This is a genomic window from Peptoniphilus hominis (ex Hitch et al. 2025), from assembly GCF_040096015.1.
Taxonomy (GTDB): Bacteria; Bacillota; Clostridia; order Tissierellales; family Peptoniphilaceae; genus Peptoniphilus_A; species Peptoniphilus_A hominis.
On the sequence record NZ_JBBMFO010000031.1, the window covers coordinates 1 to 23,118 of the forward strand.

Here is a 23,118-nt window from a genome sequence, read left to right on the forward strand (position 1 = left end):
ATATTTTTTATCAGCAAGTTCTTTGATGTATGCTTTTAATGAATCAACTGTTGGATTTTCAAGTCCCTTTAAGAAGTCTTCTGGGAAGTCAAAAGTATTTATTCCAAAGTTTCTAATTGATTCAAAGTCCAAATAGTTTTGGTTGTTGTCATCAAGCTTGTTGTAGAAGTCTATAGTCTTGTCGATTACATCATTTCTCATTGCAATAATGTCGTCTTTTAGGTTTTCTCCTTCAAGAACTCTTCTTCTTTCAGCGTAGATTACTTCTCTTTGTTTATTCATAACATCGTCATATTTTAGGACATTCTTACGAATACTAAAGTTGTTGCCTTCTACTTTTCTTTGGGCTGATTCAATTAGTCTTGTCAAAATTTTTGCTTCAACTGGTTCGTCTTCTGGTGAATCAATTTTTTCCATTGTTTCTTTAAATCTGTCGCCAGCGAAAAGTCTAATTAAATCGTCATCTGCTGATATATAAAATCTTGAGAAACCTGGGTCTCCTTGACGGCCTGAACGACCACGCAATTGGTTGTCGATACGCCTTGACTCATGTCTTTCTGTACCGATTATTCTAAGTCCGCCTACTTTTTTAACTTCTTCAGCTTCCTTGTCAGTTTCTTCTTTGAATTTTTTTACAAGAGCTTGATAATCTTCCCTTGCCTTTATTATTTCAGGGTCCTCTGTTTTAAAGTATGAATCTGCATATTCAAGCATTTCATCTTCCATGCCTTGCTTTTTAAGTTCTTTCTTTGCAAGGTATTCTGGGTTACCACCAAGTACAATATCGGTACCACGACCAGCCATGTTAGTGGCAATAGTTACTTGACCGAAACGACCAGCTTGGGCAACTATTTCAGATTCTTGTTCGTGCTTTTTGGCGTTCAAGACATTGTGCTTAATTCCTGCACGCTTCAAATATTTTGAAAGTGTTTCTGACTTGTCAATGGAAATTGTACCAACTAGGACTGGTTGTCCCTTTTCATGTGCTTCTTCAATTTCTCTTGTTACAGCCTTGAATTTTGCATCTTCATTGATGTAGATGTGGTCATTGTCGTCTTCTCTTATTACAGGTTTGTTTGTAGGGATTTCAACAACGTCAATGTTATAGATGTCTCTAAATTCGCCCTCTTCTGTCATGGCAGTACCTGTCATACCAGAAAGCTTGTCGTACATTCTAAAGTAGTTTTGGAAAGTAATTGTTGCAAGAGTTTTTGATTCAGCTCTTACTTCTAGTCCTTCTTTAGCTTCAATAGCTTGGTGAAGACCTTCAGAATATCTTCTACCATACATCAAACGACCAGTAAATTCATCAACGATTATAATTTCGCCATCTTTAATAACATAGTCAATATCCTTGTGCATTGTACCAGCAGCCTTTAGGGCTTGATTAATGTGGTGAGATAATTCCATATTTGATGCGTCTGATAAGTTTTCTATGCCAAAATATTTTTCAGCCTTTTCAATACCTTTATCAGTTAGTGTTGCTGTCTTGTCCTTTTCATTTATTACATAGTCAACAGTTTCTTCTTCAAATTCTCTGTTAAATCTTTCAAGATCAATTTCATCTTGGCTCTTGATTCTGTGAGAAAGAGTATTTACAAAGTCTCTTGCCCTAACATATAGGTCAACAGATTCATCGCCTTGACCAGAAATAATAAGTGGAGTTCTCGCTTCATCAATTAAAATTGAGTCAACTTCGTCGACAATACAGAAGTGAAGTCCTCTTTGTACCATTTCTTCCTTGTAGATAACCATGTTATCTCTTAGGTAGTCAAAGCCAAATTCATTATTTGTTCCATAAGTGATGTCAGAATTGTAGGCAGCCTTTCTTTCATCTTGGTCCATGTCATGGATAATACATCCAACACTAAGTCCCAAGAATTCATAAACCTTGCCCATCCAGTCCCTATCACGGCTTGCCAAATAGTCATTGACTGTAACAATATGTGTGCCCTTGCCTTCAAGAGCATTTAAGTAAGCTGGAAGTGTAGCAACAAGTGTCTTACCTTCACCTGTTTTCATTTCAGCAATTCTACCTTGGTGAAGAATAATACCACCGATTACTTGAACTCTAAAGTGCTTCATGCCTAGCACTCTCCATGCAGCTTCTCTTACAACAGCAAAAGCTTCTGGAAGTATATCGTCTGTAGTTTCACCATTATTAAGTCTATTCTTAAATTCTTCAGTTTTTTCTTTTAGTTCAGCATCTGAAAGCTTTTCCATTTCGCCTTCAAGACTCATAACTTTATTTACAAGGGGCTCGATTTTTTTTAGTTCCCTTTCACTGTAGGTACCAAAAATCTTTTCCATTAAACCCATTTTACCACTCCTTTTACCTGACGTTACATTCTATCATTAAATGGCATAATTTACAATAAAAACAAATTAATCTTTACCTCTATAAATTATATTGTTAGAAATATTTAATGTCAATATAATTAGCCTAAATACTTAATTTAAATTGAATTTAAAGCTTACTTAGCTATACAAAATAAAAATTTTATTATAAAATGTATTTAATGACGAGGAGGTTAATATGATACTAGTAGTTGACTTTGGCGGCCAATACAATCAGTTAATAGCAAGACGAATAAGAGATCTTAATATTTACTGCGAAGTTGTACCCTATAACAAGGCATTAAAAGAATTAGAAAATAGAGATAATGTAGAAGGAATAATATTTACCGGTGGACCTAACTCAGTCTATGAAGAAAGTGCACCAAAAATCGAAAAAGAAATTTTCGACAAAAATATACCAATCCTTGGACTTTGCTACGGCATGCAAATCATGGCACACACTCTAGGTGGCGAGGTCGTAAACGCACCAAAGGAAAGAGAATTTGGAAAGACAGAAATAAAAACAGAAGCAGCAGAAATATTTAAAAACCTAAAAGAAAAAGAAACAGTTTGGATGAGTCATGTAGATAGAGTAGAAAAAGTGCCAGCAGGCTTTAAAGTAATAGCTCATAGCAAAAACTGCCCTGTAGCAGCCATGGCAAATGAAGAGAAAAAACTTTACGCCCTACAATTTCATCCAGAAGTAAACCATTCAGTTCACGGCAAAGAAATGCTCGAAAACTTTGCAGTAAATATTTGCGGTGCAAAAAAAGACTGGACTATGGAAAATTATGCCAAGAAGGCAATAAAAGAAATAAGAGAAAAAGTTGGCGACGGAAAAGTTCTCCTTGCCCTATCAGGTGGCGTTGACTCATCAGTAACAGCAGCCCTCCTATCAAAAGCAGTTGGCGAAAACTTAACTTGCATCTTTGTAGACCATGGACTAATGAGAAAAAATGAAGGCGATGAAGTAGAAGAAGCCTTTAAAGATTCAGGCATGCACTTCATAAGAGTTGATGCAGAAAAAAGATTTTTAGAAAAACTATCTGGCGTGACAGACCCAGAAAGAAAGAGAAAAATAATTGGCGAAGAATTTATAAGAGTCTTTGAAGAAGAAGGACAAAAAATAAAAGCAGTGGACTTCTTGGCACAAGGAACAATTTATCCTGACGTAATCGAATCAGGACTTGGCGACTCAGCAGTGATAAAATCCCACCACAATGTAGGCGGGCTACCTGATTTTGTAGACTTTAAAGAAATAATAGAACCCCTTCGCATGTTATTTAAAGACGAAGTGCGTGACCTTGGACGAGAACTTGGCCTTGCAGACTATCTAGTAGATAGACAACCCTTCCCTGGACCAGGACTTGCCATAAGAGTAATGGGAGAAATTACAAAGGAAAAACTAGACATACTTCGTGACGCAGACAAAATCTTTAGAGACGAATTAGAAAAAGCAAAACTAGAAGACATAAACCAATACTTTGCAGTCCTAACAAATAACAGAACAGTAGGCGTAATGGGCGACTTCAGAACTTATGACTATACCCTTGCCCTTCGTGCAGTGTCAACAACAGACTTCATGACAGCAGACTTCACACGGATCCCATGGGAAATCTTGGATAAAGTTTCCAATAGAATAGTAAACGAAGTAGATCACATAAATCGAATAGTATATGACATAACATCAAAACCGCCTGCTACTATTGAATGGGAATAATCGCAAAATTTTCTAAAATGGCTTGATTACAAGCTATATAGAGAATAAAAAATGGCTACTGGTACTCAAATGGTACTGGAAGCTAAAAAGAATAAACTAAATAGTAGTTCCAAGTGTTTTACATGAGGACAAAAAATTAGATCATAACTTAAGTGTTATGGTCTTTTTTATTTGATAGGTTATACACTTAAAAGCGACATTAAAATGTCGGTTTGAATTCTAGTATTGTCGCAAATATGATATAATAATTATATTAGAGGAGGACTGAAATGAGCCAATATATCGAATCAGAAACAATTGAATTAAAAGAAAAATACACAGATACGATTACAAAGGAAATAGTATCTTTCCTCAATGGTGCAGGAGGATCAATTATTATCGGAGTAAAAGATGATGGTGTCGTAGTTGGTGTTGACAAAGTTGATGAAATTCTTAGAAAAATATCTGATATTATAACAACTAAAATAGAACCGAACCCACAAGACGAAATCAGTTCAGAACTAAAATTTGATGAAGGAAAAACTCTAATAGTAATTCATATAAATAAAGGTCATCATCATATTTATTGTCAAAAAAAATATGGATTTTCTTCTACTGGTTGCACAATACGAATCGGAACAACCTGTAAAGAGATGACGCCTGAACAGATAAAAATTCGATATGAGAAAAAATTTATAGATAATGAATACATGCTTAAGAAAAAATCAAATTCATCAGATTTATCGTTTAGGGAACTTAAGATATATTATTCAGAAAAAAATTATCATTTGGAAAATAAATCTTTTGAAACGAATTTGAATCTAAGGAATGAATCCGGAGAATATAATTTATTGGCAGAACTATTATCAGATAAAAATAATATTCCATTTATTTTTGTGAAATTCCAAGGGCAGAATAAAGCTTCTATATCTGAAAGAAGCGATTATGGTTATGGATGCATATTAACGACTTATGGAAAAATAAAAAACAGATTGCAGGCTGAAAATATATGTATTTCTGATACGACAGTAAGACCAAGAAAAGACACCTATTTATTTGATTTTGACTGTGTAAATGAGGCAATTTTAAATGCTTTAGTTCATAACGATTGGACAATCACTGAACCACAGATTTCAATGTTTAATGATAGACTCGATATATTATCACATGGCGGACTTCCTAATGGAATGACAAAAGAACAATTTTTTGATGGAATAAGTAAGCCGAGAAACGCAACATTGATGAGGATATTTTTAAATATGGGACTAACTGAACATACCGGACATGGAATTCCAACCATTGTAGAAAAATATGGGAAAGACATTTTTGAAATTGAAAGCAACTATATTAGATGCACTATTCCTTTTGAGCAGGAAGTAATTGAACAAATGGACAACAAGAATGTCGGTTTGAATGTCGGTTTGAATGTCGGTTTGAACAAGACTGAAAAGAGAGTGATAGAACTTTTGATAGAAAATCCAAACTTAACATCAATTGAACTTTCAGAAAAAATAGGCGTAACAAAGAGAACTATCGAAAGAGCATTTAAATCTTTGCAAGAAAAGAATATGATTGAAAGAATTGGATCAAAGCGTGATGGAAATTGGATTGTAGTTAGGTGAGAATGTGAATTTAGATATATAAAGATAGTACTATATACTCGCGATGAAGAAACTATCAGATGAATGAATTTTAAATAATGGGAGCGCAGACTCTCTTAAGAAAATAATTCAAAATAAAGCCAAATACGAGTATCTGAATTAAGTGTTTGATAAATACCATAAAATACCCTTAGAACAGTATATTGGAATTATAGAATGATAAAAGAGACTATTTGAGAGCGTTAAAGTATAAATTTTTGTGAACCTTTAAAGGAGGATTTTAATTTTGGAAGAAAAGGATATATTAAAAAGATTAATACAAAATGATTCTTTATTCAATATGATTGGCGTTGTCGTCCAACAGTATGATATTCTCCCAAATAACAAAGATCATATTGGCGCATATATAGAATATCAAGATATACAAGAGCTTAGAGATGGATTTGTTGAAGAATTATCAGACACAATTGTTGATTGGATTTATAGTTCGGAAAAATATGAAGAAATTAAGAAAAAACTTGTTAACAGTGGCAGGTCTGAAGCAGCAGCTTCCCAAAATATAGGCAGAAAAGCCAAAAATAAATTCAGAGCCAATAAAAATAGTGATAATGTTTTGATTCAGGGTCAAATGGGAGAATTATTACTTTATCATTTTATTCAAAAGTGCATGAAAGCAGTTCCTTTACTAAGAAAAATGAATATAGCTACATCTTCTGATCATGAAAGATTTGGTGCTGATGCAATACATTTTAAAATAGAAAATGATAAGAATATAATTATATTGGGAGAAGCTAAAACATATACATCTAAATATAAATTTAATGAAGCTTTTTCTGATGCATTAGATAGCATATTGAAAACCTATAAAGAGCATAGATCCGAGCTTGGATTGTATGTGCATGAAGATTTTTTAGATGCCGAAATGAATGAAGTTGCTGAGAAATACTTAAATAATACTTTGAAACCTGTAGAAATTCAGCTTGTAAGTATAGTGACCTATAATGAATTATCCGAAATTAATAAAATCGATGAGAATACTATTAGAAATAATATAAAAAAAATAATTGAAGATAGATATAGAAATTTTGACAAAAATAAGATTGATATGAGAAAAAATCCAATATTATCGAGAATCACTTACATAGTGTTTCCAGTTTGGGATCTAAAAGAATTAGCTGAAAAATTTCAGAAATTAATATAGAGAAAGGAGGAACAAATTAGTGAAGCAACTAAAGCATGATATTCTTGAACAGTGGTTAAATATTGAGTTTACTTCAATTGCTCATAAAATGGGGCTGATAAATGCTAACAGAGTAGTTAGCTATAACGAAACATTAATATATAACTCTGTTAGATGCTTGGATTATGAATCTATTATGGCTCCTTCTCCCGATGTCAATTATATTATTACTGTTATTGGTTTAATGTGGGAACATATTAATTTTGAAGAATATGATTTGAGAAAAATCATTGTAAAATTTTTATCCAGAATAGGTTATCCAACATCAGCTATTATATGTGATGAGAATTTTGATATAGCTAATTGTAAATTTACCATATTAGACAGTTATATTGATGAGATAACAACAACAATAAATCAGTTAAATAATGAGGTCAATATAGGTAATCGGAAGTATTTATTAACAAATTTTCAAAAGAAAATTTGGGATAGTATGGATAATGATAAGATTTTGGGAATTTCTGCCCCTACTTCTGCAGGAAAATCATTTGTGATTTTATTAAAAATAGTAAATAGATTGCGAACTGAAAATATTGACATTGTATACATCGTTCCTACATTGAGTCTACTCAATCAAGTGATGGAAGACTTTAATCGCGAATTAAAGGCTAATGGTGTTCATAATTATTGGATTACTAATTCTTTTGATGGAAAGCAAGTAAAAGATAGAAAGAATATCTATGTAATGACACAAGAAAAAGCTATTGCAGCGTTTGATAATTTTGATGAGGCTTTTTCTAAAAAACTGATACTTGTGGCAGATGAAATTCAAAATATAGAGAGGATTGAAGAAGATTCAGATCAACGAGCGAAAATATTATTTGATACATTAGTAGAATTTAGATACAAAGATAATGTTGACAAAATTATTATTTCTGGTCCTAGGATAGAAGAAATTGATAAGGTAGGAGAGAGTATTTTTGGTATTGAGACTATTGATCATACTACGAACATTAGTCCGGTTTTAAATTTGACTTACAGTATAAAGAAAAAGGATAGAAGATATTTTTTAAAACAGTACTGTATTCTTACTAAAAATCCATTAGTAATAGAGATTGAAAATACTAATCTTATAAAGTGCTATGGCAAGAAGAGATATACTAATGATTATTTGGAATATTTGAGTTGTATTGTAAATAAAATTGGCGGGAATTCACAAAATATTATTTTTGCACCAACATCATCCACTGCAAGAAAAATAGCGGTAGCGTTAGAGTTTCCCGTAACGCAATATAATTCAGATTTAGTAGAGTATTATCAGAATTCTGTAAGTGAGAATTATTCTTTATGCGAAACTCTTATGAAGGATGTTGCATATCATCATGGGAAATTACCTTTGCATGTGAGAAGAACTTTGGAGGTGGCTATAGCGAATAAAAATGTGTCTAATGTTGTATGCACTACTACGTTACTCCAAGGAGTAAATTTGCCTGCACAAAATATATTTATTAGGAATCCGCATTTATATATTAAGAAAACTTCGGAAGCAGTAGAATTGACGAATTATGAAATGGCTAATCTTCGTGGTAGGGCGGGTAGATTATTAAAAGATTATGTGGGAAGAACTTTTGTAATGGACGAGGATGCATTCGCAGAAACAGAAGGTTATGAACAAATAAAATTATTTGAGGATGAGAGTAAAGAACTATCTACTGGTTATGAACAAAAATTTCAAGAGTTTAAATTGGAAATTGAAGATGCTCTTAAGAATGGCAAGGTTGTGGATGAAACTATGAAAAAGTATGGATATATAATATCGTACATAAGACAGTCAATTTTAAGATATGGCAAAGATTCAAAATATAGAATGGATAATGTAGGAATAAAACTCACACAAAAACAGGTTGCTGCAATAATCTTGAAACTTGAAAACTTAAGTATACCAAAAGAAGTTTGTTATAAAAATAGGTATTGGGATCCATTTGTTTTAGAAAAAATTTATACGGACTTTGACCTGATTGTTCCTAAAACTCCATCTGAAAAAGGTGCGAAAAATAAACTAGACAAGATACTCAAATGGCTGAGAGATAAAGAAGAAACAGCATTTATGTATAAAAAATATATCCCCTCTTTATATCAGAATGGACAATCAAGAAGTATAATGGTTTCACTTGGGTTACAATGGGCTAACGGTATAAAGTTATATGATATATTTAATAATGATAGATATAAAGGGGATAGTGGTGCGGAAAGAATTGATGAAACAATTGAGTTGTTGCAACAAACAATATCTTTTAATCTTCCTTTGTTATTAAAGCCTATATATGATATAAAAAATCCGGATAGTTGTTTTTTAGTTTGTATGCAATTAGGCGCAATAAATAATATTACAAGATCGATGATTGAAATGGGGATTCCACGCGAGACATCACTTTATTTATTTGAAAAAATTTTTCTGGATTTTAAAGAAAATGAAAAAAGTGAATTGTCAGAAGAAAACATAAGAGAAATAATTAAACAACATTATGATAATCTACCGTATTGGATACAGGTTCAATTGAATTTTATAAAATGATAAAATACTTTCTTGCTTGCAATATACTTGCAAAAATCATATAAACAAAAATAAACTAGATAATAATACTAGATCCTATAAAAAACCTTTATTTTATTCCATTTATACAAAACGATATCAATTGACATATTGAATGGGAATAAAGAATTATAACTTATAAATAGTTTAAATAAGCCAATCTAAAATCTAAGTGTAACAATAAATAATGGTTCAAGAAACTAATCTTGAACCATTAAAAACTTTATTTTAAATTTAAGAAAACTCTTTTAATCAAAATTTTCTTTATTAGAAAAAGATTTTTCATATTCAATAAAATCATTTGGATTTTCTTCTGCTACAAAGTAAATCTTAGGTGTTTTGTATTCCCCACTTATATTATCTAAATAGTTTTCTTGAAGTTCTTTACACAAAAAGAAATCTGCCTTTGTGCCTTCTGGTAACCCGTGATATCTAATTTTTTTAAATATGCATAGATGACCCGCTCTTACCATAAAAATCAATATTCCCCTCAAAAAACAAAGCCTTACATCCATATTCTTTTGCTTTTTCGATTTAATAATCCAAAAGAATTTTACCATATCCTAATCTTTTATACTCATTTGCAATGCAGATTGGGCCCATTGTCATAATAGGAAGTTTTGAGCCATTGTCTAAGTCAATGTGAGATTTTACAAAAACATTTTGTCCTATAATTTTTCCATTTTTTTCCATGACAAAATCTAGTTCAGAAATAAAATTTGGATCTTCTCTTAATTTTTTCAAGACGAAATGTTCTGTGCATCCAGGTCTATATACATTCCAAAAACTTCTTCTAACAAGTTCTTCAACTTCTCTATAATCTTCTTCTTTTTCTAACCTTATTTAAATATCTTTTTTATTCACTATTTTACTCCTTAAATATTTTTTAATTTCATTAATTTAGGAAGCGCTTTATTATCTGTAACCTCCTAACTATCCCACAATATCCAATAAATTATACTTAATCAAACAACATTCTCCTTTTTAATTTTTAATAGGTTATTAACCTAATTTAATCTAAATAAAAAATAATCAAAAATTATTTTTTTTATCTACTTTAAATTGTTTACTTCTTTTTGTAAATTTTCTAAAAATTTTCCAGCGTGAGATCCATCCATTTGAGCGAGATGAAATTGAAAAGAAATCGGTAAATAATATTTAAACCTTTTCTTCTTGTATTTGCCCCAAATTATAAATGGATTATTATAAATGCCACTATTCATTCCAACGGCACCATCAAGTTCGGTTTCTAAAATTGCTGATGTACCAATTATCATACTATCTTTTGATAAATCTATATCCTCACAATTATCTCTAACTTTCGAAGTAAAGTTTTCATAAGTTTTACTAAATTTTGCTAAATTATCTAGATATAAAATATCACAAGAATTAATTTCACCATTTTTGTTTTTAATTATAGTATTGACTGCAATAGTATCAAACTCAATAAGCTTATCTCCCACTGGTAAAAAATAAAACTCCGTAATATCAAAAGCTGCTTTTCCAATGCAATAGTTTAAAAGCATATTTAATTTCATATTTTTCTTATTGCTAATTTTAACCAAATTACTTATATCAATATTCTTAAAAAAAGTAACCATTGGATTCGGTGCTTTTATCCAAAGTTTAAAAGCCTTTTCTCTTTTACTTCCTTTAATTTGTACTTCTCTTGGCAAATATATCCCCTTTGTTTATAAATAATAATTTCTCTGTTCAAAAATTCTAATCTCATTTTATCATACTCTTCTTTCTTCATTTTTTAATTTTTGTTGCTATTACTTTTATTGACCCCCTTCTTTCATTGACAATCTGACTAAATAATTGTATAATCGTAAAAATTACTTTTTAATTTTTTCTGTTTTTTTGTACTAAACATGAATTTTTTAAACATAGTTTTTTGCTTACTTATTTTATTTGAAAAAAGGAGAAAAAGATGAAAGTTGCAAAATTTGGTGGCAGTTCTCTTGCAGATGCTCGCCAACTGAAAAAGGTTAAGGATATTATCATGGAGGACCCTGACAGATCCTATGTCGTTGTGTCTGCGCCTGGCAAAGGCATAAGCAACAATCACAAGGTTACTGACCTTCTAGCAATGTGTCACGAGCTAAGTGACCATGATTTGAATTTTAATGAAGTTTACAAGATCATCGAGAATGTTTTTATTAATATTGTTGATGATCTTGTTTTGGATATTGACATCAAAAAAATTCTAGCTGATGTGAAAAATAAAATTACTAAGGGCGCAAGCTACGACTTTGTCATCAGTCGTGGCGAATTTATCAGCGCACAAGTCCTTGCTAATTATATTGGCTATGATTTTGTGGATGCAAGGGACTTAATTGTTTTTAATGAAGGGACTTTAGATTTAGACAAGTCCTGTGAAAATATTAGAAATATTTTGACTAAGCACGACAGGGCCGTTGTGCCAGGTTTTTATGGTTTAGATGAGTTTGGCAAGGTCCACACTTTTTCTCGTGGTGGTTCTGATGTCACTGGCTCTGTCATTGCATCGGCTCTAGATGCAGAAATGTATGAAAATTTCACTGATGTCAGCGGCTTTTTAGTTGCCGACCCAAAAATTGTAAGGGACTCATGCCCCATTGGCACTATTACTTATAAGGAGCTTCGCGAGCTTTCCTACATGGGTGCAAAGGTCCTTCACGAGGAGGCAATCTTTCCTCTTCGCGACAAAAATATTCCTATAAATATTAAAAATACTAATGCTCCTCACGAGGAAGGCACTCTTATTTTGTCTAAGTGTGCTTATAAAAATAAAAATATTGTGACGGGCATATCTGGCAAAAAAGATTTCACTGTTATTAATCTTGAAAAGGTAAATATGAACAGTGAAAAAGACTTTTTCAGGAAACTAACTACCGTCTTTGAATCTAACGACCTTTCCATTGAGCACATGCCATCAAGTATTGATTCTGTATCTGTAATTGTTTCTGATTCGCAAATTGCTCCAAAGTTAAATAAGGTCATGGAAGAGTTAAAAATCTATTTGAATGTGGACAGTATCAGTTGGGAGCGTGACATCTCCCTTATTGCAGTTGTTGGCCGCGGCATGATAAATGAAAAGGGCGTGTCTTCAAGGACCTTTACTGCTCTTGCCCGAGCTGGCGTAAATATTAAGATGATAAGCCAAGGTTCCAGCGAAATTAATATTATTATTGGCGTTGAAACTAAGGATTTTGAGAAAGCTATTGAAGCTATTTACAGAGAGTTTTACAAGGAGGAAAAAGATGAAGAAAATTAATGTTGCAGTTGTTGGTGCAACTGGTCTTGTTGGAAGTATGATGTTAAAGGTTTTGAGCGAGGAAAATTTCCCCATTGACAATTTGTACTTGTTTAGCTCAAAAAAATCTGCAGGAAAAATTATTAATTACTGCGGAAAGGACTACACTGTTGAGGAGTTAAAGGAAGACTCCTTTGATGGAAGAGACATTAAGGTTGCCCTCTTCTCTGCTGGCGGTTCTGTCAGCGAAAAGTTCGCTCCCATTGCCGCAAAGGCTGGCGTAACTGTTGTGGACAACTCCTCTGCCTTTAGGATGGACCCAGAAGTTCCCCTAGTTGTTCCAGAAATTAACCCTGAGGACATTAAAATGAACAAGGGAATTATTGCTAATCCAAATTGCTCAACTATCCAGTCAGTCCTTCCTCTTAAGCCAATTCACGACAAGTACAAGATTAAGAGAGTTATTTACTCAACTTATCAATCTGTATCTGGCTCTGGCATCAAGGGAATTTCTGACCTTGAAAAGGGAACAAATCTTGCCTATAAGTATCCAATAGTAAATAACTGTATTCCACAAATCGATGTTTTCTTGGACAATGGCTACACAAAGGAAGAGATGAAGATGATTAACGAAACTAAAAAAATTCTTCACGACGACTCCCTACTTGTGACAGCTACAACTGTGCGTGTTCCTGTAAAAAATTCTCACAGCATTTCTATAAATGTTGAAGTGGAAAAGCCCTTTGAAATTGAAGATGTGAAAAAAATCATATCTGATTATCCTGGCATGATTTTAAAGGACGATCCAGCCAATGAAATTTACCCAATGCCACTCATGTCAGCTGACAAAAACGAAGTTTATGTTGGAAGAATTAGAAGAGACTTTACTGTTGAAAATGGCATCAACCTTTGGTCCTGTGCCGACAACATAAGAAAGGGCGCTGCAACTAATGCTGTGCAAATAGCAAAGAAACTCTTGGAGGTTTGATTTGAAAATTGCAATAATGGGCTTTGGCACTGTGGGAACAGGCCTCGAAGAAATTTTGTACAAAAAGAAAAAAGATTTACTGAAAAATAATTTTGATATAAAAATAGAAAGAATTTTAATAAAAAATAAATATAAAGAGAGAAATCCTCATGACAAGACTTTAATTTTCACAGATAATTTTGATGAAATTTTAAATTCTCCAGTGGACACAGTTATTGATGTTACATCAAACTTAGAGGAAACTTATGAGAGAATTGTAAAGCTCATGAAATCTGGCAAAAATATTGTCACTGCCAACAAGGCTGTTGTATCAAAATATTTTGAAGACTTAAATGACCTTGCCAGAGAAAATAAAGTTTACTTTGCCTATGAGGCATCCGTTGCAGGTGCCATTCCCATAATTCATCCCCTCATGGAGGAAGTTTTCTTTAACGACATCTATGAAATTTCTGGAATTTTAAATGGAACTTCAAATTATATCCTCTCAAAAATGGAAAGAGAAGGTCTTGATTATGATGAGGTTTTAAAAGAGGCGCAAGAGCTTGGCTATGCAGAGGCTGACCCTTCTGCCGATGTAGGTGGGCTTGATGCCATGAGAAAAATTAGGATTCTCTCCTCCCTAGCTTACAGGGCAAAAATTAGTGAAGATGAAATTTTTACCTTTGGAATAAATACTGTAAAGAAATCTGATTTTGACTTTGCCAAAGATTTGGGCTGCTCCATAAGACTTCTTGGCAAGTCCTCTTTAAGTGATGGCAAGATAAATATTTCTGTCATGCCAAGATTTTTAAGAGATGATTTTTTTGCAAATACCTTTGATGGAACCAATGCCATAAAAGTTCACGGCGAAAATTTTAAATCCTATGAACTAAAGGGACCTGGCGCAGGAAAACTTGAGACAGCGGATGCAATTATGCGTGACCTTCTTAGAATCCTTGCCAAAAGAGAAATAAAAACTTTTTACCATGCAGAAAATTCCTACCCAGTGGAAAATAATTTAGAGAAAAAATATTACTTGAGATGCCAAAAAGTTTCTGACGACCTTAAAAATTTAATCTTATCAGAAAAAATTGTGGGAGAAGACCACCATTTAATTACAAAAAATCTTAATCTTGAAAAATTAATTCATGCTCTAGGTGACTTAGAAAGCATCTTCATTGCAGAAATAGAGGAGGAAATATGAAGTTTTTATCAACTAGAAATTCCAACTTAAAAATATCAGCCAAGGAAGCAATTGTAAGGGGGATTTCTGATGACGGCGGACTTTTTGTGCCAGAATCCTTTCCAAAATTTGACATAAGTAAAAATTTAAATCTAAAATACACTGACCTTGCCCACAAAATTTTGTCCCTATACTTGACGGACTTTGACAGCGACGAACTTTTAAAGCTAATAGAAAAATCCTATGGGTCTTTTGAAGATGAAATTGCAAGGGTAACTTGTAAAAAAGATTTTTACCTAGAGCTTTATCATGGAAGGACTGCTGCCTTTAAGGACTTTGCTTTATGCCTTCTTCCCAACCTCTTGTCCTATGCCAAAAAATCTCTTGGCATAGAGGAAAAGACTTTAATCCTCACTGCGACTTCTGGCGACACTGGAAAGGCTGCCCTTGAAGGATTTTACAACACAGAAAATATAGACATCTTAGTTTTATATCCAACAGAGGGAGTTTCTGCCATTCAAAAAAGACAAATGGACTCCACAGACTCACTGAACTCAAAGGTTATTTCCATTGACGGAAATTTTGATGACGCCCAGTCTGCTGTGAAGAAAATTTTTAAGGATGGAGACATAAAAGAAAAATTAAAGGAAAAAAATATTTACCTTTCCTCTGCCAATTCAATAAATATTGGAAGGCTTTTGCCACAAATTGTCTATTACTTTTATGCCTATGCTGATTTAGTAAGGGCAGAAAAAATTTCTTGTGGCCATAAAATTTCTTTCTGCGTGCCAACGGGAAACTTTGGCGACATCTTGGCTGGCTACTACGCAAGTAAAATGGGTCTTCCAATAGAAAAGCTAATCATAGCATCAAATTCAAATAATGTTTTAACAGACTTCTTTAAGACTGGAAGATACGATGCCAATAGGGCCCTTAAAAAAACAATATCGCCTTCCATGGACATTTTGATTTCAAGCAATTTGGAAAGACTAATCTATCACAAGTCATCTGATAAAATTGTGAGAGAAAAAATGAAAGAGCTTGCTGAAAATCATGTTTTTGAATTTAAAAATGACTTCAGTGAATTTTTGTGGGGCTATGCCAGTGAAGATGAAACAAAAGCTACTATTAAAAAGACTTTTAGGGAAGAAAATTATTTAATCGACCCCCACACAGCTGTGGCAAAGCACATAGTAGATGAGCTTTCCCTAAAAAATACAGTGATTCTTTCCACTGCCAGTCCCTATAAGTTTTCTTCATCAGTTTTATCTGCCCTTGGCGAAAAAGTATCACTTGATGAGTTTGAAAATATTGACGCCCTTTATGAAATCTCTGGCATAAAAATTCCTTCTGAAATAAAAAAATTAAGGGACAAAAAAATTATTCACAATACAAAAATAAATAAAAACCAAATAGATGAAGAGGTTTTAAAATTTGCAAATCGCGGCAAGAGAATTGCTGTGCCTGCAACTTCTGCCAACCTTGGACCTGGCTTTGACACTCTTGGACTTGCCTTAAACTTATATAACACTTGTGAATTTAAAATAAGTGAAGATAGGAAGGCTTTTGAGGAAAACCTAAAAAATAATTTGATTTATGAAGCCTACGCCAAGAGCTTTGAGGTCTGTGGCGAAAAAATTGTCCCCCTAGAATTTAAACTAACATCAGACATACCCATGTCTCGTGGACTTGGCTCTTCTGCCTCCTGCGTAGTCATGGGGATAATGGCAGCCTTTGATGTCATGAAAAAAGATTTTGACAAAAAAGAAATTTTAAAAATTGCAACAGAAATGGAGGGGCATCCTGACAATGTTTCACCAGCAATTTTTGGCGGAGCAACAGCAGCAATTTGTGATAAGGGTCAAGTTTTTGTTGAAAAATTTAAGCTTTCTCAAAAGATAAAATTTTTGGCACTAATACCTGACTTTAAGCTCAGCACAAAAGTGGCGCGAGAAGCACTGCCTAAGACTTACACTAGAGATGATGCAGTCTTTAATCTATCTCGCCTATCACTTTTGATTTTGTCACTGATTTCTGGCGACGAAGAAAATATAAAAGTTGCCCTAGAAGATAAAATTCACCAGCCTTACAGGTTTAAACTCATACCAGAAATAGATGAAATAGAAAAAATTATAGGCGAAAGCCCTGCCCTTGGTCACTACCTAAGTGGTGCTGGCTCCACTATCATGATTTTATTGGACTCCGAAGACAAAAATTCTCAGGACTTCATAAAAAAGCAAGTAAATAAATTAAAGGGCGATTACAAGGTCTTGCCTCTTGAAATCGACAAGACTGGTGCCTTTATTATTTAAAAAATTTGAAGAGTAAAAAATATTTTACAAAAGGTCGCATTGTCGACCTTTTTTTCTTTATTTGTGACATAAATCGTGCTATTATAAAATTAAGAAAATAAAAAGGAGCAATCATGAAAAATTTTAAAGTAAAAGACTTAGTTATCACATCACTTTTTATCGCCCTCGTCTATGTATTTACATGGATTGTAAAAATTCAGCTGCCCTTTGCACCTAATGGAGGACTCATCCACCTTGGCAATGTTCCCTTCTTTTTAGCTGCAATATTCTTTGACAAAAGAGTTGGAATGACAGCAGGCGCTCTCGGCATGGGACTCTTTGACCTCACAAGTGGCTGGGCAATGTGGTCTCCTATGACAGTTATATCTGCACTCATCATGGGTTACATACTTAACAAATTTAATTACAAGCACTTGAAATTTGAAAATTTACTTCTTTCCTTTGTGCTAGTTGCCCTAGTAAAGGTTGTGGTTTATTACATTGGAGAAGTTTTTATACTCTCATCCTTTGTAACTCCACTGGCATCAATACCAGGCAACATAATTCAAATTGCAGTTTCATCTGTAATTGTACTTGTAGTATTAAAGCCAATGGAAAAAGTTTTTAAAAATATTTAAGCATGAAAAAAGATAGGTCCTCGCCTATCTTTTTATTTTGCAAATTTTTACTTAAAAATTATCATGAATAACAATTTCTCTATTTTTATTTATGTCCTCTGCCTTTTTTAGCATTCTCTCTAAGTCACTTTCGTCAAAATCATAGACCTTGTCGCAGAAGTAGCAGGAGACTTCAGCCTTTTTGTCTTCTCTTAAAATTTCTTCAATTTCCCTGGGACCAACAGATACAATTGCATCTTCAACCTTTTCGCGAGAGCAGTTGCACTTGTAAGTGATCTCTCTCTTTTCAAGAATTTTAAAATCAATGTCCTTCATGAGGATTTCAATTAATTTTTCCGCGTCGTGATACTCATCTAAAATTGAAGTGACACTTGGAAGGCCCTTTAAATTTTCTTCAAGCTTAGAAATTTGCTCTTCAGTGGCATCGGGCATGAGCTGAATAATAAAACCACCAGCAGCCTTTATTGAATAGTCCACATCAACGAGAACTCCTAAACCAACAGCTGATGGCACTTGGTCAGACTGTAGAAAATATACTGCAAGATCCTCTGCAATCTCTCCAGTAGTTAGATTAACTGTTCCTGTGTAGGGCTTTTTCATGCCCGTATCCATGACAAGAGTTAAGTTACCTTCGCCAACAATTCCAGCCACATCAATTTTGCCGTCGGCTTCCCTTATAGGAAGGTCAGCCCCAGGATTTGTAACATAACCCTTTACATAGCCGTCATTTTTGCAAGTTGCAACAATTTTTCCAGCAGGTCCATTGCCGTTAATGGAAAGAGTTATGGAGTCCTTTTCATTTTTTTGCCATGAGCCAATAATTGCTGCAGCTGTTAAAACTCTACCTAGGGCAGCACTTGTAGTCTTTGATAATTTATGAATCTTCGCCGCCTCTTCCACTACATCAGTGGTAATGGCAGCAGAAATTTTTATAGTTTCACTTTCATCTATTGCTCTTAAAATATATCCCAAATTTTCCTCCTAAAAAAAGATAGCCTCTGCTATCTATTTTTCTTATAATGTTCTGAACAGGAAATTATAATTAACAAATCTCCTTCAATTTTGTAAATAAGTCTATCTTCTTTATTAATTCTCCTGGACCAATATCCGCTTAATTGGTAGCGCAAAGGCTCAGGCTTTCCAATGCCCTCGTAGGGGTTTCTCATAATATCTTTTATTAATTCATTTATTCTCTTTAAAGTTTTTTTGTCAGTATTTTGCCAGGACAAATATTCCAAAAAAGCCTTGTCGTGAAATAATATTTTCATTCTATGTCAATGAGTTCTCTTTCTTTATAAATTCCTTTTTCAACGTCCTCTGCTCTTTGTATTAATTCTTTATAATACTTTGGATCTTTCATGATATGAGCATTTTCTATTAAATTATTGTATTCATCTAAACTTATTACAACAACATTTTTGTCATCTTTTCTTGTAACCAAAACTGTTTCCATATCATTAACGGCTGCGTCGCAATAATCTTTCAAATTCTTTCTAAGTTCACTATAATTAACAGCTAACATAAGCTCACCTCTTTAAAGATATTGTACAACATCTTGTACTCTATTGCAATCTACTTATAAAATTTTCTAGCGACAAGAGTGTATCTTGAAGTTTCTTCTCCCGCCTCTTTAAACTCATAGTCGTCGTAAACTTCTAGGTCCTTAAATCCAATTTTTTCCAACAAATTTTTCACCAAGCTTAAGTCGTATGCCCTCTCTAAATGTTCTTCGTAAAATCTCTTGTAGTCATTGTCCTTTATATTTCTAAAAAAATTAACTCCGTAGGTGTTTAATTTTTCTTCTTCATCGTAGATATTTTCCCAAATATATAAGACATCATCCACTTCGTCCACTGTCACTGGGGGAATATTTTTGAACTTGTATTCTGAATTGAGGTCAAAAATAAAAATTCCATCTTCCTTTAAGTGAGCGTAAGTAGATTTTAATGCAGCCTCAAAGTCCCTCTCATCTGTCAGGTAATTTAGGCTGTCGCCAACGGAAATTATTGCATCATAAGTTGATGGTGCAGAAAATCCCGCCATATTTTGCTTGAATAATTTTAAATTTTTACTTCTTATTTTATTTTCGCAGACGCTTAACATGTCGTCGGATAAGTCAAAGGCATGAAGCTTGTAGTCCTTTGCCAACTTTTCTGTCAGTCCACCTGTGCCACAAGCCATTTCTAAAATTAATTTAGGCTCTAGAGACTTTTTCCCTAGAACCTCCCTTATAAATTTATAAATTTTCTCGTAGTCAAGATCGTACATGAGCTTGTCGTAAAAATATGCGAAATCTCCATACATCATTTTCTATTTTCAAGCTCCTTTAAAATTTCTTTTAAGACCCTTGAAGAATTTTCGTGAATAACTACATCTGCTCGCCTATCCATTGGCGTAGGGTCATTATTTATTATGATTAAGTGGTCCACATAGTTTGGCAAAAAGTTTACTGGAGAAACTGTAAGTGATGAGCCAACAACTATTAGGGTGTCTGTGTCATTAAGCTCTCTTGCTCCCCTGTCGAAGTCGTCGGGCATCATGTCGCCAAACATTACAACATTTGGACGGATTGTGCCGCCGCAATGGTCGCACTTAGGTGGGATTTCTCCTCTTTCAACTTTTTCACGCATAAGGGCGAAGGGATATTCCCTGCCACATTTCATGCAGTGAGTGCCACGAGTTTCCCCATGGACTTCGTAAATATTTTTTGAGCCAGCCTTGGCGTGAAGGTTGTCGATGTTTTGCGTAATTATGCCTGCAAGAAAGCCTTCCTCTTCCATTTTTGCCAATGCCTTGTGTCCATCATTGGGCTTTTGGTCGTTTAAGTCCTCAAGAATTTTGTAACCTTCCTTATAAAAAATTTCTGGATGGTTTATTAGTCTATCCTTGGAAAGGGCAAGCATGGGGTCCATCTTGGAATAATAGCCAGAGGAAGATCTAAAGTCAGGTATGCCTGAATCTGTAGAAATTCCTGCGCCAGTTAGGGCAAAAACTTTTTTTGACCTTAAAATTAAATCAGCTGCTTCTCTTATCTTATCCATATCCTACCTCCTAAAAAACAATGTAGTGATAGATGAAATACAAAATCACAAGGGCAATTATTGGCACGAAGTTAAATAAATCAATGCCTTCCACATCTCTATACCTAATTTTTATTTCCACATCCTCTTGATTTTCCTTTTTCAAATTTTTAAGTATTAGTCTAATTAAAATCACAGAAAAAATTGAAACTACAATAAGTAAAATTATAATTGAAAGCTCAAGAGAGCCAATTTCGCGAGAAAGTTTTGTCTTGCGCAAAAATTCAAAGAGCCTTTCATTGACATATCTTGCCGTCAAAACTGCAATGACATTGTTGACAAAGTGCGCCACTATGGCTGGGATTATTGAACCAGTAACTTCTATTAAACTTGAAAACAAAAGTCCCAACAAGAAGGGGGCGATAAAATTTTGTATGTCAAAGTGAAATAGAGCGAAGACAAGACCAGATACCACTATGGCAAACTTCTCCCCATAGACATTATAGGCATTAGTAAGAGTTCCCCTGAAGAAAACTTCTTCGCAAATAGCAGGCACTAGGCACATAAATATTAAATAATTAAAAATTGGAACATTTTGCAGCATTAACTCCATGGGGAAATTTTTGTATTCAATAAAATTTGAAAGAAGGGACAAAAATATTCCATTTAAGAGTAAAATCACTGGGTAGGACAAAATCACAAGTATAATTGTCTTTAAAATGCTCTCACCAGAAATCTTTTTAATTTTTAAAACCTCTTTAATATTTCCCGTTGAAGAAATAAGAATTGCTGGGATTAAAATTATAAAAATTTCCGTAATAAAAGTTCCCCAAAAGCTGTATTTCTCTTGAATATTAAAACCAAAGGTCAAAAAAATAATTGCAAGCACAAGAGTCAAGGAATTGACGCTCATGACATTTAAATTTTTCTTTTTATATCTTTTCATTTTTTTCCTTATAAGTGTAGATGTAAGGCACATTCCTGTAGTGGTCGCCATAATTTAAACCGTAACCAACAATAAAAATATCATCAATTTCAAAGCCAACATAGTCAGAAGATACATTTGCCTCTCTCCTTGAAGGCTTGTCAAGTAAGACGCAAGTCTTTAAGGACTTTGGCTTGTAGCTTAAAAGTTTTTCCTTCACTGCATAAAGAGTGTTTCCCGTGTCTAAAATGTCATCTACAACAAGGACATCTCTGCCCTCTATATTTGTGCGTAGGTCTGTCAAAAATCTCACCTCTCCACTGGAAGACTCACTGTGCCCATAGGATGAAGTTGTGAGAAAATCTATTTCAACTAATTTATCAATCTCTCTAACTAAATCTGCGGCAAAAATAAAGCTGCCTCTCAAAAGAGAAATGACTACGAAATTATCGTCAAAGTCTTCTGTAATTCTTTTGCCCAGACTTTCTACCTTTTCCTTTATCTCTTGACGAGAAAATAAAATTTGTCTTTCCATAATTCCTCCACCTACATTATATCAAAAAATGGCAAAAATTCATCTTTAATTGCTATTGTTAGCCCTGCTTTGGTATAATTTAAGAGAAGGTGATAATATGGAAAAAAGTTCCTTTGAACTTGCATTAAATAAATTATTGATCCTCTACATCATAGATAAGTTTAACCACAAACTAAAGGAAAATGACCTCTCCTATTTTGTCTTAGACATAGAGCTCTTTAACTACTTTTACTTCAAACAGTACTTAAATGACTTGGAGTCAACGGGGCTAATCCTCTTTGACGGCGACAAAAAATATTATCTATCAGAGGATGGAGAAAAGACCCTAGATATTTTTTATGAGCAAATACCTGAAGAAAATATAAAATTTTTAGATGAGAAAATAGATTTATATCGCCACGAACTGCTCCTTAAAAATTCAATTTCAGGAGAAGTTTTTGAAGAAGATGGTATAAACTTCGCCCACCTAAAAATAAAAGACGACGAAATAGCTGTCTTGGACTTAAAAATCGAAACAGCAGATGAAATAATGGCAAAAAAAATTTCTGCAAACTTTAAAAAGAATGCAGAAAATATTTATTCGGAAATATTAAAAATTTTGACAGAAGAATAAAGTTATATATGCAAAAGCTACCTCTTTACCATTCCATGTGAAGAGGTAGCTTTTTATGAAAAAAGGAACTAAGCACTTGGCTCAGTTCCTTCTTTTATTGCTAATTTTAGCAAATATTCACTTGTCTAAGACTTATAAAATTAGATTTATAAACTCTTATGGAAAGTCCTTGTACTTTTGAAGTTATCATTTTGCAACTTCTCTTGTAATTAGAACTTCCTTTGTATTTCCATTCCAGAAAATATCCTTGCCATCTTTTAAGCCCAATGCTCTTGCTATATTTGCTATTGGTAGCATT

At 33.5% G+C, this 23,118-nt stretch carries 21 protein-coding genes; 10 read left to right on the plus strand and 11 right to left on the minus strand.

Translation table 11 applies throughout. The features are described 5' to 3' along the window. The coding region (gene secA / locus WMO19_RS08435; protein WP_349171370.1) for a preprotein translocase subunit SecA at positions 1–2,319 on the minus strand (2,319 nt) is incomplete at its 3' end. A 217-nt stretch (positions 2,320–2,536) separates the two neighbouring features. Here secA and guaA point away from each other — a divergent pair. The 4 genes from guaA (at position 2,537) to WMO19_RS08455 (ending at position 9,392) form a co-directional block, all read left to right on the plus strand. Next, positions 2,537–4,057: a glutamine-hydrolyzing GMP synthase gene (gene guaA, locus WMO19_RS08440; protein ID WP_349171371.1), complete on the plus strand. Its 1,521-nt coding sequence runs from the start codon at positions 2,537–2,539 to the stop codon at positions 4,055–4,057. A 269-nt stretch (positions 4,058–4,326) separates the two neighbouring features. After that, entirely contained in the window at positions 4,327–5,658 is a 1,332-nt protein-coding gene (locus tag WMO19_RS08445) for an RNA-binding domain-containing protein (RefSeq protein WP_349171373.1), read from the plus strand. 265 nt (positions 5,659–5,923) lie between these two features. Then, a complete protein-coding gene (locus WMO19_RS08450; protein ID WP_349171375.1) occupies positions 5,924–6,838 on the plus strand; it encodes a HamA C-terminal domain-containing protein in 915 nt (304 codons plus the stop codon). Positions 6,839–6,857: 19 nt separating this feature from the next. After that, positions 6,858–9,392 (plus strand): DEAD/DEAH box helicase, encoded by a 2,535-nt coding sequence (locus tag WMO19_RS08455; protein WP_349171376.1) that lies wholly within the window; start codon positions 6,858–6,860, stop codon positions 9,390–9,392. Positions 9,393–9,658: 266 nt separating this feature from the next. Here the strand turns inward: WMO19_RS08455 and WMO19_RS08460 are convergent, their stop codons facing one another. The 3 genes from WMO19_RS08460 to WMO19_RS08470 form a co-directional block, all read right to left on the minus strand. Further along, the gene (locus tag WMO19_RS08460; protein WP_349171377.1) at positions 9,659–9,883 is read right to left on the minus strand and encodes a hypothetical protein; all 225 of its coding nucleotides are present in this window, start codon (positions 9,881–9,883) and stop codon (positions 9,659–9,661) included. A gap of 61 nt (positions 9,884–9,944) precedes the next feature. Then, the gene (locus tag WMO19_RS08465) at positions 9,945–10,154 is read right to left on the minus strand and encodes a hypothetical protein (protein WP_349171379.1); all 210 of its coding nucleotides are present in this window, start codon (positions 10,152–10,154) and stop codon (positions 9,945–9,947) included. 308 nt (positions 10,155–10,462) lie between these two features. Then, complete coding sequence (locus tag WMO19_RS08470) at positions 10,463–11,086, minus strand: CatA-like O-acetyltransferase, family 2 (RefSeq protein WP_349171381.1); 624 nt, start codon at positions 11,084–11,086, stop codon at positions 10,463–10,465. A 257-nt stretch (positions 11,087–11,343) separates the two neighbouring features. Here WMO19_RS08470 and WMO19_RS08475 point away from each other — a divergent pair, with 257 nt between their 5' ends. The 5 genes from WMO19_RS08475 to WMO19_RS08495 all read left to right on the plus strand — a co-directional run bounded on the left by WMO19_RS08475 (position 11,344) and on the right by WMO19_RS08495 (position 17,727). Next, the gene (locus WMO19_RS08475; protein WP_349171383.1) at positions 11,344–12,669 is read left to right on the plus strand and encodes an aspartate kinase; all 1,326 of its coding nucleotides are present in this window, start codon (positions 11,344–11,346) and stop codon (positions 12,667–12,669) included. Next, a complete protein-coding gene (locus tag WMO19_RS08480) occupies positions 12,656–13,636 on the plus strand; it encodes an aspartate-semialdehyde dehydrogenase (RefSeq protein ID WP_297393279.1) in 981 nt (326 codons plus the stop codon). The genes WMO19_RS08475 and WMO19_RS08480 overlap by 14 nt, the downstream gene beginning before the upstream one ends. A 1-nt stretch (position 13,637) precedes the next feature. After that, positions 13,638–14,819 (plus strand): homoserine dehydrogenase, encoded by a 1,182-nt coding sequence (locus tag WMO19_RS08485; RefSeq protein ID WP_349171384.1) that lies wholly within the window; start codon positions 13,638–13,640, stop codon positions 14,817–14,819. After that, positions 14,816–17,110 carry a homoserine kinase gene (gene thrB / locus WMO19_RS08490; RefSeq protein ID WP_349171385.1) on the plus strand — a complete coding sequence of 765 codons (2,295 nt, stop codon included), beginning with the start codon at positions 14,816–14,818 and terminating at the stop codon, positions 17,108–17,110. The genes WMO19_RS08485 and thrB overlap by 4 nt, the downstream gene beginning before the upstream one ends. A 113-nt stretch (positions 17,111–17,223) precedes the next feature. Then, positions 17,224–17,727 carry an ECF transporter S component gene (locus tag WMO19_RS08495; RefSeq protein WP_349171386.1) on the plus strand — a complete coding sequence of 168 codons (504 nt, stop codon included), beginning with the start codon at positions 17,224–17,226 and terminating at the stop codon, positions 17,725–17,727. A gap of 51 nt (positions 17,728–17,778) precedes the next feature. Here the strand turns inward: WMO19_RS08495 and hslO are convergent, their stop codons facing one another. Genes hslO through hpt form a run of 7 tightly spaced genes read right to left on the minus strand, consistent with a single transcriptional unit; the run spans position 17,779 to position 22,207 of the window. Continuing rightward, positions 17,779–18,699, minus strand: a complete 921-nt coding sequence (hslO, locus tag WMO19_RS08500) for an Hsp33 family molecular chaperone HslO (RefSeq protein WP_349171387.1) — start codon at positions 18,697–18,699, stop codon at positions 17,779–17,781. 29 nt (positions 18,700–18,728) lie between these two features. After that, on the minus strand, positions 18,729–18,995 hold the full coding sequence (locus tag WMO19_RS08505; RefSeq protein WP_349171389.1) for a Txe/YoeB family addiction module toxin: 267 nt from the start codon (positions 18,993–18,995) through the stop codon (positions 18,729–18,731). Beyond that, complete coding sequence (locus WMO19_RS08510; RefSeq protein WP_349171390.1) at positions 18,992–19,249, minus strand: type II toxin-antitoxin system Phd/YefM family antitoxin; 258 nt, start codon at positions 19,247–19,249, stop codon at positions 18,992–18,994. The genes WMO19_RS08505 and WMO19_RS08510 overlap by 4 nt, the downstream gene beginning before the upstream one ends. Before the next feature lie 50 nt (positions 19,250–19,299). Further along, complete coding sequence (locus WMO19_RS08515; protein WP_349171392.1) at positions 19,300–20,034, minus strand: class I SAM-dependent DNA methyltransferase; 735 nt, start codon at positions 20,032–20,034, stop codon at positions 19,300–19,302. Continuing rightward, on the minus strand, positions 20,031–20,768 hold the full coding sequence (locus WMO19_RS08520) for an SIR2 family NAD-dependent protein deacylase (protein ID WP_349171393.1): 738 nt from the start codon (positions 20,766–20,768) through the stop codon (positions 20,031–20,033). Before WMO19_RS08520 ends, WMO19_RS08515 begins: the two co-directional genes overlap by 4 nt. A gap of 10 nt (positions 20,769–20,778) precedes the next feature. Further along, a complete protein-coding gene (locus WMO19_RS08525; protein WP_297393264.1) occupies positions 20,779–21,693 on the minus strand; it encodes a type II CAAX endopeptidase family protein in 915 nt (304 codons plus the stop codon). Continuing rightward, the gene (gene hpt / locus WMO19_RS08530; protein WP_349171395.1) at positions 21,680–22,207 is read right to left on the minus strand and encodes a hypoxanthine phosphoribosyltransferase; all 528 of its coding nucleotides are present in this window, start codon (positions 22,205–22,207) and stop codon (positions 21,680–21,682) included. The genes WMO19_RS08525 and hpt overlap by 14 nt, the downstream gene beginning before the upstream one ends. Before the next feature lie 97 nt (positions 22,208–22,304). On the opposite strand from hpt, the gene WMO19_RS08535 reads away from it, so the two are divergent. After that, entirely contained in the window at positions 22,305–22,820 is a 516-nt protein-coding gene (locus WMO19_RS08535) for a DUF4364 family protein (RefSeq protein ID WP_349171396.1), read from the plus strand. The last annotated feature ends 298 nt before the right edge of the window (positions 22,821–23,118 follow it).

Bases quoted from the DNA above. Each gene is read 5' to 3' on its own strand.
- guaA (WP_349171371.1), top strand. From the start codon at position 2,537: ATGATACTAGTAGTTGACTTTGGCGGCCAATACAATCAGTTAATAGCA.
- WMO19_RS08445 (WP_349171373.1), top strand. From the start codon at position 4,327: ATGAGCCAATATATCGAATCAGAAACAATTGAATTAAAAGAAAAATAC.
- WMO19_RS08460 (WP_349171377.1), bottom strand. From the start codon at position 9,883: ATGGTAAGAGCGGGTCATCTATGCATATTTAAAAAAATTAGATATCAC.
- WMO19_RS08475 (WP_349171383.1), top strand. From the start codon at position 11,344: ATGAAAGTTGCAAAATTTGGTGGCAGTTCTCTTGCAGATGCTCGCCAA.
- WMO19_RS08480 (WP_297393279.1), top strand. From the start codon at position 12,656: ATGAAGAAAATTAATGTTGCAGTTGTTGGTGCAACTGGTCTTGTTGGA.
- thrB (WP_349171385.1), top strand. From the start codon at position 14,816: ATGAAGTTTTTATCAACTAGAAATTCCAACTTAAAAATATCAGCCAAG.
- WMO19_RS08495 (WP_349171386.1), top strand. From the start codon at position 17,224: ATGAAAAATTTTAAAGTAAAAGACTTAGTTATCACATCACTTTTTATC.
- WMO19_RS08505 (WP_349171389.1), bottom strand. From the start codon at position 18,995: ATGAAAATATTATTTCACGACAAGGCTTTTTTGGAATATTTGTCCTGG.
- WMO19_RS08510 (WP_349171390.1), bottom strand. From the start codon at position 19,249: ATGTTAGCTGTTAATTATAGTGAACTTAGAAAGAATTTGAAAGATTAT.
- WMO19_RS08515 (WP_349171392.1), bottom strand. From the start codon at position 20,034: ATGATGTATGGAGATTTCGCATATTTTTACGACAAGCTCATGTACGAT.
- WMO19_RS08520 (WP_349171393.1), bottom strand. From the start codon at position 20,768: ATGGATAAGATAAGAGAAGCAGCTGATTTAATTTTAAGGTCAAAAAAA.
- WMO19_RS08525 (WP_297393264.1), bottom strand. From the start codon at position 21,693: ATGAAAAGATATAAAAAGAAAAATTTAAATGTCATGAGCGTCAATTCC.
- hpt (WP_349171395.1), bottom strand. From the start codon at position 22,207: ATGGAAAGACAAATTTTATTTTCTCGTCAAGAGATAAAGGAAAAGGTA.
- WMO19_RS08535 (WP_349171396.1), top strand. From the start codon at position 22,305: ATGGAAAAAAGTTCCTTTGAACTTGCATTAAATAAATTATTGATCCTC.